Raw genomic sequence first — 15,099 nt, 5'->3', positions numbered from 1 at the left:
CGGACCCGCGAACTCAGCCCTGGGTCACGAGCTGAGACGGAACCCACGCAAACAAGAGAAATAACCCGGGCGCCGCCGTCGTTGTCGCGAGAGTGGCCGGGAAACCGGCCCCTCGAACGAAACCACCTTCGAAAGGCCGGCATCACGTGACTGTTCCCCTCTCCATCCTCGACCTGGCAATTATCGGCAAAGGCCAGACGGCGGCGGAGAGCTTCGCCGGGAGCGTCGCCATGGCGCAACTGGCCGAACGGCTCGGCTACCGGCGGATCTGGTACGCCGAGCACCACAACATGGGCTCCATCGCGTCTTCGGCCACGAGCGTGCTGATTGCCCATATCGCGGCCAACACGAGCACCATCCGGCTCGGTGCCGGCGGTGTGATGCTGCCCAACCACTCGCCGCTCACCATCGCGGAGCAGTTCGGCACCCTTGAGACGCTGCACCCGGGCCGCATTGACCTCGGCCTGGGACGGGCGCCCGGCAGTGACCAAAACACTATGCGAGCACTCCGCCGCGATCCCATGGCCGCGGACACCTTCCCCCAGGACGTGCTGGAACTGCAGGGCTACCTCACAGGACCCACCCGGATCCAGGGCGTCGAAGCGACGCCGGGCAAGGGCACCAACGTGCCGCTCTACATCCTTGGTTCCTCCCTGTTCGGGGCGCATTTGGCCGCGCAGCTCGGCCTGCCCTACGCCTTCGCCTCGCACTTCGCGCCCAACGCGCTGCAGGACGCCGTCGCCGTCTACCGCCGCGAGTTCAAGCCGTCCGAGCAGCTGCAGGAGCCCTACGTGATCGCGGGTGTCAACGTGGTGGCCGCGGATTCGGCGGCCGAAGCCCAACGGCTCTTCCTTGAGGTCAAGCGGGACCGCGTCTCGCGCTTCCTGGGCGGCGGACGCGAATTCACCGACGCCGAGGCGGACCTCATCCTCGACTCGCCGCAAGGCCAGCACATCGCGCAAATGGTGAAGTACTCGGCGGTGGGGACGCCGGAGGTCGTGCGCGAGTACCTCGACGAGTTTGCCCGCCACGCCGACGCCGACGAACTGATTGTTGCCCACCAAAGCACCGGCACGGAGCAGCGGCTGCGTTCCGTGGAGCTGGTGGCGGAAGCCGTGGGACTGACCCGGGTGTAACGGGCGCCCCCAACCAGGCAAACTCGTTACACCCCGGCAATACGCGGGTCATGGAGGCGAAACTCACCGGGCGGAAACTGGACGAACCACCCCGGAAGGATCGTCCCCCATGGCTACTCCGCTCAATTTGTCCGTGGCCGATTCGGCATTGCTGACAAAATCGCTTCCGTTGGGCCTCCTGCGGACGGCCGTGCAATCCGAGGCCGCCCACGATGGAATCACTCCGGAGCTGCTCGCGGAATTGAGGATGCTGGCCCGCACTCCGGGGCTCCTGGTGGCCTGCAATTACGGTGGAACCCTCTGCGCTGCCGAAGGCGTATCCACTGAGACGCTGCCCTTGGGGAGTGCCGCTGTCGCGCTCCGGGCACTGGCAGCGCTGCCGAACACGCACACGGCCGTCATCTCTGGCAGGTCGCTGCGGGACCTTGCCGCGGTGTCGCGGTTGCCGGCGGAAGTCCACCTCGTAGGTTCGCACGGCGCCGAGTTCGACATGACCTACGCGTACAGCATCTCGATGGCATCGGAAGCCGTACTTCAGCAGGCAGCGACCGCCCTGAACGAATCCATCGGTTTCGAAAAGGGCATCAGCATCGAGCGCAAGCCCGTGGCGGTAGCCATCCACACCAGGCCGGCCGCACCTGCCGTCGTGGCCCGGGTGACGCGCGAGGCACACCAGATCGCCCGTGAATTGGGCCTGTTTTTCATTGTGGACGGATCCGTACTGGACCTGTCCATCGTGGAACCCTCCAAAGACGCCGCGCTGGAGCATCTGCGTACACAGTTGGGGGCCAGCGCGGCCCTGTTTGCCGGCGACGCGGACAGCGATGAACTCGCGATCGCCACCTTGCGGGGCCCGGATCTTGGCCTGCACATTGGAGATGGAGAATCCACGGCGCGCCACCGCTTGCCGGACCCGGAATCGTTCGCCAAAGTGCTCGCCATCCTGTTCGAACTGCGCCGTGCGTGGCTGTTCGGCGAGGACGCGGTGGGGCTCGAGCGGCATTCGATGATCGGCAACGGGACCTCGACGGCGCTTCTCACCCCGGAAGCCAAGATCTGTTGGATGAGCCACCCCCTTCCGGATTCCGGCTCCTTGTTTGCACACATCCTTGGTGGCGACCCGGCCGGCCACTTCAGCGTGGACCCGGTCAAGACGTCGAAGGTGCTGGGCCAGCGCTACGTGGACAACACCATGATCGTGGAGACTCGCTGGGCGGACGTCACGGTCACCGACTATCTTGAGCCTGCACCGGACGGCATCACTAGCTTGGTCCGTGTCCTCTCCGGAACCGGCAGCGCGCGGATTGTTTTCGCACCGCGGCCGGACTATGCCAACGCCCCGTTCAACATGGAAGTCCGCGGCGAAGAGCTGCACGTCGTGGGTACCTCGGATCCCATCATCCTCTTCGCTCCCGGAGTGTCCTTCACGGTCACGAGCGACGGCAAACACGGCACCGCAACCGCGGAAGTCAGCCTCGCGTACGGTCCCGTCGTCATGAACCTGAGGTGTGGAGACACTGAGCCGACGACGCCGGACCCCGCCGGGGAGCTCGCCCGGCGGGCCGCCGTCGCGCACCAATCCCGGCAGTGGGTCCGTGGGCTGGAACTGCCCGACATGAAACCGTCGCTGGTGCGGCGCTCGGCCCTTGTCCTGAAAGCGCTGGTGCACGAGCCGACGGGCGCTGTCCTCGCGGCGCCAACCACGTCGCTGCCGGAAGGGATCGGCGGCACCCGCAATTGGGACTACCGCTATTGCTGGCTCCGCGACGGCTCCATGACGGTCAATGCGCTCGTGGACCTGGGTTCCACCGAGGAAGCAGACGGGTTCCTCCGCTGGCTGGGCCGCATCCTCGAGAACGCGCCCGGTCCGGAATGGCTGCACCCCCTGTACTCCGTGACCGGCTCCCCGCTGTCTACGGAGGCCATTATCGAGAGCCTGCCCGGTTACGCCGGCTCGCGGCCCGTGCGGATCGGGAACGCTGCCGACCACCAAGTGCAGCTGGACGTCTTCGGGCCGATCGCCGAGCTCATCCAGACCCTCAGCAAGCGCCGCGGCACCTTGCCGGACGAGCACTGGAGACTGATGGAGCAGATGGCCTCGGCCGTCTTGGCCCGCTGGCACGAACCCGACCATGGCATCTGGGAAGCCCGGCGGGCGCCACGGCACCACATCTACACCAAGGTGATGTGCTGGGTGACGCTTGACCGGGCCATGCAGACGGCGGTCCGGTTCCGGCGCCCCATCGGGGCCGAGTGGGAGGAAACGGCCAACATCATCCGCGCGGAAGTCCTGCGCGAGGGCTGGGACGATTCCGCAAGCTCGTACACCGTGGCCTATGACAGCCCGGACCTCGACGCGGCCGTGCTGCACATCGGGCTCTCGGGCCTGCTGGACGTCCGCGACCAGCGCTTCCTGGACACCGTCACCGCCGTCGAGCGGGAACTTCGGGTGGGTCCCACCGTGTTCCGGTACAGGTACGACGACGGCCTGCCGGGTCTGGAGGGCGGGTTCCACATCTGCACCACCTGGCTGATCGAGGCATACCTGGCCGTGGGCCGGCTGGACGACGCGCTGGAGTTGTTCAACCAGCTCGTGGCGCTCTTCGGTCCAACTGGTCTGCTTCCCGAAGAATTCGACCCCGGCACGGAGACTCACTTGGGAAACCATCCGCAGGCGTATTCGCACTTGGGCTTCATCCGCTGCGCACAGCTGCTGGACAGGTACCTGGACTCGGTGGACGAAGAGTAGGCGCAAGGACACCAGCCATCCTCCGCGTGCTCGCTCGTCCCTCGCTTAGACGCACGCTTCCGGATAACTGGCGTCCTTGCTTGCGGAAATATTTAGGTGAGCAGCAGGGCCACGGCGATCATTGCCGGGACGGCCACCACCGTGGTGATCAGGACCGTATCCTTGGCCACGGTGATTCCCGTGTTGTAACGGCTCGCGGCCACGAACACGTTCTGCGCAGTGGGCAGGGCCGCCGTGACCACCACGGCGAACAAGGCATGCGCCTCCAGTCCCAGCGCGAAGCGGGCGAACAGGTAAGCCATCGTGGGGTGGACAAACAGCTTGAAGCCGCTGGCCAGGAGCGCGTCCGTCCGGCGACCTGTGTCCTTTTGCAGGGGCCGGGAGCCGTTCAGGCTCATCCCGAACGCCATCAGCATCGCGGGAATGGCGGCTCCGCCGATCAAATGGATCGGGTCCATGATGAGCGAGGGCACTTGCCAGCCAGTTCCAGCCACTATCAGGCCGAGGGCCGATCCCACGATCATCGGATTCCGGACGATCATCAAGACGAAGCGCAGGGGAGTGGTGCGGTGGCTGCTCGTACTTGCATCGAGCGCCATCAGGTACATGGGCGTGAAGAACGCGAGCTGGAAGATCAGCAGCGGAGCCACATAGCTTGCGTCGCCCAGGACGAACACCGCGATGGGGATGCCGAGGTTCGCGGAGTTGGCCAAGGAAGCGCTCATGGAGGACATAAGCGATTCGGGCAGGGAGCGTTTGAGCCAGAACTTCACGATGACGAAGAACAAGCTGCCGGTGACGACGGCGCCCACCGCCGTGACCAGGAGCGGAGCGGCGAAGATGTCGCGGAGATGGGCCTTGCCCAGGGTTTCAAAGAGAAGCGCAGGGCTCGCGACGAAGAAAGTCAGGCCGCTGAGGACCGAACGCGCGTTGTCTCCCAGGATCCCGCGCTTGCCGACGAACATGCCTACCAGAATGATGGCCCACACCACGAAAAACCCGGAAAGGACGCCCAGCATTACGGCATCCGGAGGGGGATGGGCGCGGGGCAGCGTGGGTTCACAGTCCCAGCCTAAATCAGCTTTATTCGGCTGTAAGGCCCGACGGCGGCATGTTCCGCCATGTGGACCGCGAAGAAGGCGTGCCCCTGGGGTAGCGGAAGAGGGGAAGCTAGTTCAGCCGGGCGTTGTTGAGGGCGTGCGGTGGGCGCATAATGCCCGGAGTGACGCCTTCGGCGGGATCGCTGCCGAGCTGGACGATCTTGTTGGCCCTGTCCACATGGACAACCTTGGGCTGGTAGGCCTTGGCCTCCTCGGTGGTCATCTCCGCGTAGGTGATGAGAATGACGACGTCGCCCACGTGGACCAGGTGCGCTGCGGCCCCGTTGATGCCAATGACGCCGGAGCCGCGTTCGCCGGCAATGGTGTAAGTTTCCAGGCGCGCGCCGTTGGTCACGTCAACAATGGAGACTAGTTCGCCGGGGAGAATATCCGCAGCATCCAGCAAATCCAGGTCGACCGTCACTGAACCTACATAGTGCAGGTCGGCATGGGTCACCGTGGCGCGGTGGATCTTGGACTTAAACATTGTGCGGTTCATAACGTGACAAGTTTAGCGCGTGGCCGCTCGATCGCCGGGTGATGCCTGACACAGGCTACGCCTTGGCGGTGGCCTTCCGGGCCTGCCGCGTCTTCAGGGAGCCGTAGCCGGCGAGCAGTTTGGGGACAACCAGGTAGACGGCGGTAGGAACCACGGCGAGCGTCAGGACGAGGGCGCGCAGTGCGGGGTGCCATGACTCCGTGAGCGGAGCGAGGATCGTCATGCCGATCGCCACGAGGGGGAAAATGGCCAGCCACGTGATCACTGCACGGATGTGTACAGAGGGTACGTGCAGGGAGGGGCCGTGCGCAGAGTGCGCGGAAGGCACGGAAACCGGCGCAACCGCGGCGTTGTCCGCAGGTGCGGAAACGGGGATTTGGGTGCTCATGACATTCTCCAACTATTTGGTTGCTTTCGGCGTGAGTTCAGACTAGACGCTGCTTTCGAAAACTGCAACTACTTGGTTGGAATCTGTTAAGGTGGACACATGGCATGGGATACCGAGCGGACCAAGCGCCTCCTCCTTGAGGCGGCGACTGCCGAGTTCTGCCAATTCGGACTAGCCGGCGCCAGGGTGGACCGTATCGCGGCTGCGGCCGGAGTCAACAAGGAGCGCATCTATCAGTACTTCGGCAAGAAAGATCTTCTCTTCGACGCGGTGATCGCATCCCAGCTCAGCAAGGTTGTGGACGAAGTGCGCATCGAGGGCGCTGGTCCCGAAGCCTTGGCCGATTACGCCGGACGCCTGTTCGACCATCACCACCAAGATGCCACCCTTCCGAGGCTGCTGTTTTGGGAGGGTTTGGAGCGGGGCGAATATGTGGTGAACCGTCCGGACCGGGCCGCGAACTGCAGAAACAAGGTTGACGGTGTCATCCGGGCCATGCCGGGGACGTCCAGGGAAGATGCGGCCGATCTGATGCTCACCATCATTGCGTTGTGTGACGCCTGGCCGGTACTGCCCGAGCTGGACGGCCTCATGGCCGGCAGCAAGGGGTCAAGCAGGGCGGAGCGGCGCCGCAAGGCGATCGTCCGGACCGTCCTCCTCGCCGCACGGGAGCTGGCTACGCCTGCTTGTTAAGCGTTCTGCCGATGATCGCCTGCGTCAATGCATCCACCACTTCGGCGTTCGCCAAAGGGTTGCGGATCAAGGTGAAGTCGACGTCACCCACGGGCGGGAGGTCGAAGCGTTTGGTGATCACCGTGAGGTCCTCGGGAACCAGCGACGACGGCATCACGGCGACGCCGATGCCCGCGCGGACCGCCGCCAAGACGCCGGCGATCTGCTTGGTCGAGCAGGTGACCCGCCACGTCCGGCCCATGGCCTCCAGGGCGTCGATGGCCAGCTTCCGGCTGACGCTCGGGGCCGGATAGCAGATCAGCGGCACGGGGCTCGCCGGGTCCAGCACCGTCTGTTCGACGCCTACCCAGGCAAACTTGTCGTGCCTGACGACTGTGCCGTCCTTCGCCTCGCCCACCCACTTCACGAACACCAGATCCAACTGGCCCGCGTTGACGCGTTTGTAGAGCTGGTCGCTCTGGCTGACGGTGAGTTCCAGGTTGATCTGGGGATACAGCTGCCGGAACTCGCGCAGGATCCGAGGCAAGCCCGTAATGGCAAGATCGTCGGCGGTCCCGAAGCGCAAGCGGCCGCGCATGGCGGAGCCGGAAAAGTACCTCGCTGCGGAATCGTGCGCGGAGAGGATGTTGCGGGCAAAGCCTGCCATGGCATCGCCATTGTCCGTGAGCCGGACATCCCGCGTGTCGCGGGCTACGAGCGCCCGTTTGGCCGCCGTCTCCAGCTTTCTCACATGCTGGCTGACCGTGGGCTGGGCGAGGCCGAGGCGCTCGGCTGCCTTCGTGAAACTCAAAGTCTCGGCCACGGCCAGGAAGGACCGAAGCTGCACGGGTTCGAACACGGGACTCCTTGAATAGCTACGTTCACCGCCGCTCCCGCCGGTGTATTGCACTTCGCAATGCTAGTTATACAGCCAATTCACTTCCATAATCACCGCGGCCAACCCTAGCGTTAAAGGCATCCGAGCGAAACGCCTATCCAAGGACTACCTTTGGCACCCCCACCGCCCTCAGCGGCAAACGTCAGCCAACCCGTCATCGATTCACTCGCCGCAAGCAGCCGAATTTCACACGCCGCCGACCCGGACACGACCACACAGCCAATCGCCGTCGTCAGCGAACGGCTGCCCTGGCGGCACACCTTCATATCGCTCAAAGTACCCAACTTCCGGATCTTCGCTGTGGGCCACTTCGTCGCAGTCATCGCACTCTGGATGCAGCGGATTGCCCAGGACTGGTTGGTACTCCAGCTCTCCGGCTCCGTCACCGCCGTCGGAATAACCGTGGCATTGCAGTTCATGCCGTCGCTGTTCCTTGGCCCCTGGGGCGGCATGATGGCGGACCGCTTCCCCAAGCGACGCATCCTCATCCTGTGCCAAAGCGTCGCGGCCTCCCTGGCGGCCATCCTTGCCGTGTTGGCTCTGAGCCACCGCATCGAGGTGTGGCACGTTTACGTGATCGCGTTTGTCCTGGGCCTCGTGACGGTCCTCGACCAGCCCGCCCGGCAGGTCTTCGTCAACGAGCTCGTGGGACCGAAATACCTGCGCAACGCCATCAGCGTCAACTCCACCACGTTCCAGCTGGGTGGCCTTATTGGTCCCGCACTGGCCGGCGTGCTGCTGACCGCGGTCGGCGCGGGCTGGGCCTTCGCGGCGAACGCCGTGGCCTGCTGCTCCACCGTCACCATGCTCCTGATGCTCCGCAAGAATGAACTTTATGTCAGCACGCCCGTGCCAAAACGCAAGGGAATGCTGCAGGAAGGCCTGCGGTACGCCCTCAGCAAGCCCACCATCTACTGGCCGTGGCTCATGGCCGGCTTTGTAGCGGTCTTCGCGATGAGCCTGCCGGTGCTCCTCGCCGCCTTCGCGGACCATATCTACCATGCGGGCGCCGGCGGTTACGGCCTGCTCAACGCCATGGTTGCCCTTGGCGCGCTAGCCGGAGCAATCACCTCGGCCCGGCGCCGTCAATTGCGTCTACGCTCGGTGGTGCTGTGCGCCGGGATGTACGGCTTGATGCTGTGCCTGGCCGCGCTGGCGCCGTCCATGGTGTGGCTCGCGGCTGCCATGGTTCTCTCCGGATTCTGGTGCCTCATGTTCCTGACCGCCGCCAACCAGCTGGTCCAGGTCAGTGCCAACATGAGCATCCGCGGCCGCGTCATGAGCCTCTACATCATGGTGCTCATCGGTGGCCAAGCCATCGGTGGACCCATGATGGGCTGGCTTGCCGAGCAGCTGAACCCGCACGCAGCGCTCTTGGTGTCAGGCGGGGTGCCGGCGCTCGCGGCGGCGACAGTCGCCGTCGTGCTCGCCCGGAAGTCTGAGTTGCGCCTCAAAGTGAACGTCAGGGACCGACGCCGGATGGTGCGGATCGTCCCGCAGTCGGCGTAGCGTCGCCGGTGGGCTGAGCCGGGCGCCGACAAGGCGCCCGGCTGGCGGCGTGATTAAGCTACGAATCGATTACGCCGCGAGGTGCGGATAGTCCGCCGCGCGCCCTTGGAACTGGAGCACGTCCGGGTTGCGGATGACGCCGTCCCGGATCTCGATGGCTCGGGAGATCGTTTCGTCGGCGGCCCAGGCCTCGGGGCCCGAAATAACCGTCTCAAGGAACGGCAGGAGCGCTTCGCTGATCTCCCAGCTGGACGAATTCCACAGGTAGGACGGGCTGTGGTCCACGGCGTAGTAGTTGATGTGGTCGCCCACCGTGAACATGGGCTCGGCGAACGTCGTGGTCCGCGCCCAACTGAAGCCCATGCCTTCGTCGCAGGAGACGTCAACAATCAAGCTGCCCGGCTGGAACGCGTTCAGGTCCTCGGTCCGCAGGTACGTCAGCGGCGAGTTTGGGTCCTGTAGCGTGCAGTTGACCACGATGTCGCTCGCGGCAAGGAACGGCGCCAGTGGCAGGCGGCCACGATCGGTAATGACCTCGCTCAGGAAAGGGGCGTTCTGGTCGTGGTCGAACTGCACTATCCGCACCGAGTGGATGGGGGAGCCAACCGCCGCTACACCGCGGTTGGTCAGCACCTGGACATCATGGACGCCGTGGGCATTCAGGGCGGTGACCGCGCCACGCGCTGTGGCACCGAAGCCAATCACGACGGCGCTCAGCCGCCTCCCGTAGTCACCCGTCGAGCCCGTCAGGGCAAGGGCGTGGATGACGGAACAGTAGCCCGCAAGTTCGTTGTTCTTGTGGAAAACGTGAAGCCCGAAGCCGCCGTCGCTGGCCCAGTGATTCATCGCCTCGAAGGCGATCAAGGTCAGCTTCTTGTCGATGGCGAGTTGGGTGATGGCCTTGTCCTGGACGCAATGCGGCCAACCCCAGAGGACCTGCCCGTCGCGGAGATCGGCAAGGTCTTCCGGCTGCGGCTTGGGCAGGAGAATGACATCCGAATTCGAGATCAGTTCTTCACGGCTTGCCATGCCGCCGACCAGCGGCTCAAGTTGGCTGTCCGAAAAGCCGAAGCGCTCGCCGTAGCCGCGCTCGAGCCGGATGCGTTGCCGGAGCTCCGGAGCAATACGCTCCAGGTGCAGAGGATGGACGGGCAGCCGGCGCTCGTCCGGCTTCCGCGATGTCGACAGGATGCCGAGGGTCATGGCGCCTATATGGCCGCTCACTTTTTGTTGCCGGTTGCCGGCTTGGCCACCGTTGTTGCGGAGGACTCTGAAGCCCTCTTGTCCGCGCGCTTTTCCTTGATGGATTTGCCGGATTTTTTCGATGCAGCTTGGCGAGGTGATTTGTCAGCCATGATCGCTCCCTAGAGCAGAGCCGAAATGGCTCCTAGCTCCTGACGATACACCCTTCAGGCTCGGGCACCTTGTATCCGGGTGGCCGTTCGGTTCCGGGAAAAAGGGGACTATTAGCAAGAAAATGGAGCGGGCGACGGGAATCGAACCCGCGTATCGAGCTTGGGAAGCTAGCGCTCTACCATTGAGCTACGCCCGCATTGCTCCGCAAATCAGCCGGAGCAGATCCCAGCTTAGCGCAGATGGCGCGGTGTTCCAGACACAGACTCACCGGCATCACGGTCTCATCAATTTCCCTGCGCAGCTCGTAAAGATTCGGTTAAGGCTCGACGTTGGTGTGTTGCGCCGCGCCGCGCCTGACTATTCTGTAGCAGTTAGCTGCTGTGTCATGGGGAACCGGGCTATGTCCAAGAGCCGTACGCCGAAAGAGGATCCCGTGGCATTTGCAGAGCATGAAGTACTCATTGGTCGCGACGCCTTGACGGTATACCGATTCCTGGTGGACGGCCTGAACAATCCCCTGTGGCGCAGTGGAATCCGCAGCATTTCCCTCCGTTCCGGACATGCCGGCGAAAAAGGCGCCGTCTACCAGCAGACTCTGGCGGGCCCGGGCGGACGTCCGATCGCGGCTGACTTCCAAATCATTGAAGCCAGGCCAGGCGCTGAAGTGCGATTCGCCGTCGTCGCCGGTCCTGCGCGGCCCACCGGCGGTTATTACCTCAGCACCGAGGGCCCAAATACCCGCCTCCGGTTCGCCCTGGAGTACCACCCCAAGGGCCTTCAGAAACTCATGACCAGCATGATCCAGAAGACCATGGAAGACGAAGTGGTCCAGCTGGAGCAGCTCAAGTCGGTCATTGAGGAGCAAACCCCGGAGGCGTAGTCCCCACCGCCTCCCTCGCCTCGCTCCGCTCGCCCAGGGAACCCTGGCGGCGTGGGCCCAGCGCCTCCCTCGCCTCGCTCCGCTCGCCCAGGGAACCCTGGCGGCGTGGGCCCAGCGCCTCCCTCGCCTCGCTCCGCTCGCCCAGGGAACCCTGGCGGCGTGGGCCCAGCTACTGCGCCAGCTTGAGTCCACCCAAACCGGTGACCGGGGTGCTCGGCGTCGTAAGGCGTCCGCCAGTCAGGTCCCAATATTCGATCGCTCCGTTGCTCAGCAGGCCCGCGATTCCAGTGGTGTTGAGACCCGTGACACCGTTGAGCGAGCGCAATCCGGAGTAGTCCGTCCATCCGGTTCCCACTACCAGCCGGGCTTCTGACTTCGGCGTGGTGAGCCCGGAGCCGCGGTAGAGCCGCAGGTTCCCGTTTGCCTCCACGGCCAGCAGGTCCTGGAAGCCGTCGGCGTCGTAGTCCACCATGCTGAGGCGGATGGCACTGACGCCCGAGCCCACTTGGGTCCGCCCCACCATGCCGGTGAGCCCCAGGTTCCGGTATAGGTAAAGCGCGCCGCTGGAATCAATGGCGAGAATTTGCGGGAGCCTGTTGTTGCCGCACCAAATGCCCACAGCCATGGTCATCGACTGCCAACCCGAGGAGCCCAACAACACCGGCGCTTTGAATCCTCCGCCCACCACGCCGGGGTAGAGCAGGAGCCTGCCGTCCAGCATTTGGACGAGGACGTCGATCACGCCGTCGCGGTCCCAATCCGTGGTCATCACTTCTTTCGCCCCCGCGAAACCGGACCCGACCGTCCGGGCGGGACCGAACGTGCCGTTGCCGATCGCCGGGTAGTCCCTCAGGTTGCCCGAAGGGTCGACGGCGACCAGGTCACCCGCGCTGCGGATGGCTGCCGCGCTGAGGTCCAGCGTGGGCGGCTGGTGCCTCACGATGGGGTCGCAGACGGTCGGGGCAGGAAGTTGGGGAGGGGCTGTGCCCGCGCCAGGGCTGTTGACCGTGCCGGCGGGGAGCGTGGTGTAGCCGAAGAGATTAACCACTCCCCACATCGTGTAGCTATTGGGGGTGGTCTGGTAGTTGCCGTCCGTGAAGGTGATTCCGACGCCAATCACGTTGAAACGGGGATCACGCAGCAGCGCGTCGTGGGCCGGCGAGCTTTTCCACCATTCCACAAGCTGGGCGGCGTTCCGATCCCAGCGGACCGCGATGATCTCGCCCGCGCCGTTGTCGGGGTTCAAGGCCCTGGGATCGGTCCAGAAGTTGCTGCGGTGTTCAATCACCTGGCGGCTGGCGATGTTGTTGGACCAGTCCTGCGAAAGAGTGGACACCGTGGGGTTGTACTTCACCGGATTCAAGCCAAGTGAAGTCCTGTAGGCATTGATGGCATTGAACACGGCCAGCACCTGGGCGGAATTGTCGTCATTGACCAATGCTTGCGCCGAGACCAGCGGCACGGCTGCGGGGGAGGACTTCGTCGGGGCTGTAGCCGGATCCGGCTGCGGGAGCGGGTCGGGGCCGGATGCCGGCGGGATCGAGGGCAGCGGGGGCGGGCCGCCCACTGCCCGGGGCGACGTCCCGTTGCCGGGGGCGACGGCGGGGCTTGCCTGTGCGGGCGAGGTCGCCGCTTGGACGGTTGACGCGGTGCCGGCACCTGCGGGGGGTACAGCGGGGGCGGCTGTAGCTGCTGGTGCTGCGGGGGTAGGCGCCGTGGCCGTTGGTGACCCCGGCGCAGGCGCGGCTTGCGGAAGGCGGGATCCCGACGGCGGTGCGGACGCCGTCGTCGTACTTTCAGCGCCTGCGGTGGTGCTTGAAGTGGAAGGCGCGGCGGCGGTTTCTGCGAGCGGAAGCGGAACGGCCAGGGGGCCGGAGGCAGGGGCCATCACCGTGAGAAGGCAGGCCGCCAGCACGGCAACGGGCACCGCAATTCGTCTCAATGTTTCCCCAGATTCGCGTTGCTCCACCGTTCCCAGACACAACAGCGGTAACGGTAGTCTATGTGGTGCACTATAGTCCCATGCGCCACTCCGGCACCACGGGGTACGGGGTGCATACGGTACTTTTGATCCTGTGCTGATCTCTGACCGCGACATACGTGCCGAAATCGACTCCCGACGTATCGTCCTGGAGCCCTACGACCCCGCGATGGTTCAGCCGTCCTCGGTGGATGTGAGGATTGACCGCTTCTTCCGGCTGTTCGACAACCACAAATACGCACACATCGACCCCTCGGAGGAGCAGCCTGAGCTGACCCGCCTGGTTGAGGTCGAGGGCGACGAGCCTTTCATCCTGCACCCGGGCGAGTTCGTGCTCGGCTCAACGTACGAGACTGTGAGCTTGCCGGACGACGTCGCCGCACGACTTGAAGGAAAGTCTTCGCTGGGGCGCCTCGGCTTGTTGACGCACTCCACGGCGGGCTTCATCGACCCCGGATTCTCGGGCCATGTGACGTTGGAACTCTCCAACGTCGCGACGCTGCCCATCAAATTGTGGCCTGGCATGAAGATCGGCCAGTTGTGCTTCTTCCGGCTCTCGTCGGCCGCTGAGCATCCGTATGGTTCCGGCGGTTACGGCAACCGTTACCAAGGCCAGCGCGGCCCCACCGCGAGCCGCAGCCACCTGAACTTCCACCGGACGGCCGTTTAGCGGATCGAGACGTGAGATCTCGCCTCTTTGAAGGCTCGAAAAGGCAGATGCTCACGCCTCGAGGGACGCAATAGGCTCCGATGCCTTCGGTTTGCGCGGGGACTTGCGGAAGGCCTTGACTGTCGGTTCCACGAAACGGGCCGCGAGGGGTCCGGTGATGGCCATGAGCAGTACGTACGCGGTGGCGAGGGCGGCAAGTTCTCGCGGGACGGCCCCCGAGGTCACCGCCAGGCCTGCAATGACAATGGAGAATTCGCCGCGCGCAATCAAGGCAGCTCCCGCGCGGAAACGGCCGGGAACGCCGATCCCTGCCCGCTTTGCCGCCCAGAATCCGGTCAGCACCTTGGTAACGGCTGTCGCGAAAGCGAGCAGCAGCGCCCAGCCCAGCACTGGCGGGATGCTGGACGGGTCCGTGTTGAGGCCGAAGGCTACGAAGAAGATCGCAGCGAAGAGATCCCGCAGCGGTTCAAGGATCCTCGTCGCGTTGTGGGCGGTTGCCCCCGAAATGGCAATGCCCAGCATGAACGCGCCCACGGCCGCGGAGACCTGGAGGGCGGACGCGATGCCGGCCACCAGAAGTGCGGCCCCGAGGAGATTGAGCAGGAAGACTTCGGAGTTTTCGCTGTGCACGGCCTGGGATACCCGATGGCCGTGTTTCAGGGCTACCACCAGCACGAGGGTGACCACGGCCAAGGCAATACCCACGGTCTGGAGCCCGCCCAGAAAGCCCACTCCTGCGAGGATCGCCGTCAGGATCGGAAGGTAGATGGCCATGGTGAGGTCTTCGAACACCAAAATGGCCAGCACCACCGGCGTTTCGCGGTTACCGATCCGGCCGAGGTCCGTGATCACCTTCGCCGCGATGCCGGAGGAAGAAATATAGGTGACACCGCCCATGACGATCGCGCCCACAAGTCCCCAGCCGAGCCACAGAGCGATGCCCGCGCCCGGTATGAAGTTCAACACCAGGTCCAAAACACCGGCTTGCCACGAACGCCTCAGCCCGGTGACGAGTTCCGCGGCCGTATATTCCAGGCCGAGCATCAACAGGAGCAGGATGACGCCGATTTCGCCGGAAAGATGCGCGAACTCGTGCATGCCATCGAGCTTGATCAGTCCACCCGCCCCGAACGCCAGTCCCCCCACCAGATAGAGCGGAATGGGTGACATGCCGATCCTGCCGGCCAAGCGCGCCAAGAGGCCGAGACAGAAAACGACTGCGCCCAGCTCAATGAGGGTCAGGGCCAGGGGGTCCATGGAC

At 64.7% G+C, this 15,099-nt stretch carries 14 protein-coding genes and 1 tRNA gene; 6 read left to right on the top strand and 9 right to left on the bottom strand.

Features of this window, described 5'->3' with window-relative positions; all coding sequences use genetic code 11:
* The first annotated feature begins 146 nt into the window (after window positions 1-146).
* Together AB4Z38_RS13670 and AB4Z38_RS13665 are read left to right on the top strand one after the other, a co-directional pair.
* Entirely contained in the window at window positions 147-1,136 is a 990-nt protein-coding gene (locus AB4Z38_RS13670) for an LLM class flavin-dependent oxidoreductase (protein ID WP_441430214.1), read from the top strand.
* 109 nt (window positions 1,137-1,245) lie between these two features.
* The gene (locus AB4Z38_RS13665; RefSeq protein WP_441430213.1) at window positions 1,246-3,885 is read left to right on the top strand and encodes a trehalase-like domain-containing protein; all 2,640 of its coding nucleotides are present in this window, start codon (window positions 1,246-1,248) and stop codon (window positions 3,883-3,885) included.
* Window positions 3,886-3,977: 92 nt separating this feature from the next.
* On the opposite strand, the gene AB4Z38_RS13660 is transcribed toward AB4Z38_RS13665, so the two are convergent.
* The 3 genes from AB4Z38_RS13660 to AB4Z38_RS13650 all read right to left on the bottom strand — a co-directional run bounded on the left by AB4Z38_RS13660 (window position 3,978) and on the right by AB4Z38_RS13650 (window position 5,872).
* Window positions 3,978-4,904, bottom strand: a complete 927-nt coding sequence (locus tag AB4Z38_RS13660; RefSeq protein WP_441430212.1) for an AEC family transporter — start codon at window positions 4,902-4,904, stop codon at window positions 3,978-3,980.
* Window positions 4,905-5,055: 151 nt separating this feature from the next.
* Entirely contained in the window at window positions 5,056-5,484 is a 429-nt protein-coding gene (gene panD / locus AB4Z38_RS13655) for an aspartate 1-decarboxylase (protein WP_441430211.1), read from the bottom strand.
* A gap of 55 nt (window positions 5,485-5,539) precedes the next feature.
* Window positions 5,540-5,872 (bottom strand): hypothetical protein, encoded by a 333-nt coding sequence (locus AB4Z38_RS13650; RefSeq protein WP_441430210.1) that lies wholly within the window; start codon window positions 5,870-5,872, stop codon window positions 5,540-5,542.
* Between the two features lie 99 nt (window positions 5,873-5,971).
* Here AB4Z38_RS13650 and AB4Z38_RS13645 point away from each other — a divergent pair, with 99 nt between their 5' ends.
* On the top strand, window positions 5,972-6,565 hold the full coding sequence (locus AB4Z38_RS13645; protein ID WP_441430209.1) for a TetR/AcrR family transcriptional regulator: 594 nt from the start codon (window positions 5,972-5,974) through the stop codon (window positions 6,563-6,565).
* Here AB4Z38_RS13645 and AB4Z38_RS13640 read toward each other — a convergent pair.
* Window positions 6,549-7,403, bottom strand: a complete 855-nt coding sequence (locus tag AB4Z38_RS13640; protein WP_236813341.1) for a LysR substrate-binding domain-containing protein — start codon at window positions 7,401-7,403, stop codon at window positions 6,549-6,551. The genes AB4Z38_RS13645 and AB4Z38_RS13640 overlap by 17 nt on opposite strands.
* A gap of 150 nt (window positions 7,404-7,553) precedes the next feature.
* Here AB4Z38_RS13640 and AB4Z38_RS13635 point away from each other — a divergent pair, with 150 nt between their 5' ends.
* Complete coding sequence (locus tag AB4Z38_RS13635; RefSeq protein WP_441430208.1) at window positions 7,554-8,951, top strand: MFS transporter; 1,398 nt, start codon at window positions 7,554-7,556, stop codon at window positions 8,949-8,951.
* Window positions 8,952-9,020: 69 nt separating this feature from the next.
* On the opposite strand, the gene AB4Z38_RS13630 is transcribed toward AB4Z38_RS13635, so the two are convergent.
* The 3 genes from AB4Z38_RS13630 to AB4Z38_RS13620 all read right to left on the bottom strand — a co-directional run bounded on the left by AB4Z38_RS13630 (window position 9,021) and on the right by AB4Z38_RS13620 (window position 10,503).
* Window positions 9,021-10,154: a N(5)-(carboxyethyl)ornithine synthase gene (locus AB4Z38_RS13630; protein WP_441430246.1), complete on the bottom strand. Its 1,134-nt coding sequence runs from the start codon at window positions 10,152-10,154 to the stop codon at window positions 9,021-9,023.
* Between the two features lie 17 nt (window positions 10,155-10,171).
* Window positions 10,172-10,306 carry a hypothetical protein gene (locus tag AB4Z38_RS13625; protein WP_264637052.1) on the bottom strand — a complete coding sequence of 45 codons (135 nt, stop codon included), beginning with the start codon at window positions 10,304-10,306 and terminating at the stop codon, window positions 10,172-10,174.
* A 123-nt stretch (window positions 10,307-10,429) separates the two neighbouring features.
* Window positions 10,430-10,503 (bottom strand) — tRNA-Gly (locus AB4Z38_RS13620).
* Window positions 10,504-10,740: 237 nt separating this feature from the next.
* Between AB4Z38_RS13620 and AB4Z38_RS13615 the strand changes: the two genes are divergently transcribed.
* A complete protein-coding gene (locus AB4Z38_RS13615; protein WP_441430207.1) occupies window positions 10,741-11,187 on the top strand; it encodes a hypothetical protein in 447 nt (148 codons plus the stop codon).
* A 169-nt stretch (window positions 11,188-11,356) separates the two neighbouring features.
* Here the strand turns inward: AB4Z38_RS13615 and AB4Z38_RS13610 are convergent, their stop codons facing one another.
* Window positions 11,357-13,114 (bottom strand): CAP domain-containing protein, encoded by a 1,758-nt coding sequence (locus AB4Z38_RS13610; protein WP_441430206.1) that lies wholly within the window; start codon window positions 13,112-13,114, stop codon window positions 11,357-11,359.
* A gap of 148 nt (window positions 13,115-13,262) precedes the next feature.
* On the opposite strand from AB4Z38_RS13610, the gene dcd reads away from it, so the two are divergent.
* On the top strand, window positions 13,263-13,838 hold the full coding sequence (dcd, locus tag AB4Z38_RS13605) for a dCTP deaminase (RefSeq protein WP_236813334.1): 576 nt from the start codon (window positions 13,263-13,265) through the stop codon (window positions 13,836-13,838).
* A gap of 51 nt (window positions 13,839-13,889) precedes the next feature.
* Here the strand turns inward: dcd and AB4Z38_RS13600 are convergent, their stop codons facing one another.
* Window positions 13,890-15,095, bottom strand: a complete 1,206-nt coding sequence (locus AB4Z38_RS13600) for a cation:proton antiporter (RefSeq protein ID WP_441430205.1) — start codon at window positions 15,093-15,095, stop codon at window positions 13,890-13,892.
* Between the last annotated feature and the right edge of the window lie 4 nt (window positions 15,096-15,099).

Origin of the sequence: Arthrobacter sp. 2RAF6, assembly GCF_052115205.1 — a bacterium.
Classification (GTDB): domain Bacteria; phylum Actinomycetota; class Actinomycetes; order Actinomycetales; family Micrococcaceae; genus Arthrobacter.
The sequence above is the reverse complement of the archived record's forward strand: the minus strand, read 5'-3'. Positions and strand labels throughout refer to the sequence as shown.

Bases quoted from the DNA above. Each gene is read 5' to 3' on its own strand.
- AB4Z38_RS13665 (WP_441430213.1), top strand. From the start codon at position 1,246: ATGGCTACTCCGCTCAATTTGTCCGTGGCCGATTCGGCATTGCTGACA.
- AB4Z38_RS13660 (WP_441430212.1), bottom strand. From the start codon at position 4,904: ATGCTGGGCGTCCTTTCCGGGTTTTTCGTGGTGTGGGCCATCATTCTG.
- panD (WP_441430211.1), bottom strand. From the start codon at position 5,484: ATGAACCGCACAATGTTTAAGTCCAAGATCCACCGCGCCACGGTGACC.
- AB4Z38_RS13650 (WP_441430210.1), bottom strand. From the start codon at position 5,872: ATGAGCACCCAAATCCCCGTTTCCGCACCTGCGGACAACGCCGCGGTT.
- AB4Z38_RS13645 (WP_441430209.1), top strand. From the start codon at position 5,972: ATGGCATGGGATACCGAGCGGACCAAGCGCCTCCTCCTTGAGGCGGCG.
- AB4Z38_RS13630 (WP_441430246.1), bottom strand. From the start codon at position 10,154: ATGACCCTCGGCATCCTGTCGACATCGCGGAAGCCGGACGAGCGCCGG.
- AB4Z38_RS13625 (WP_264637052.1), bottom strand. From the start codon at position 10,306: ATGGCTGACAAATCACCTCGCCAAGCTGCATCGAAAAAATCCGGCAAA.
- AB4Z38_RS13600 (WP_441430205.1), bottom strand. From the start codon at position 15,095: ATGGACCCCCTGGCCCTGACCCTCATTGAGCTGGGCGCAGTCGTTTTC.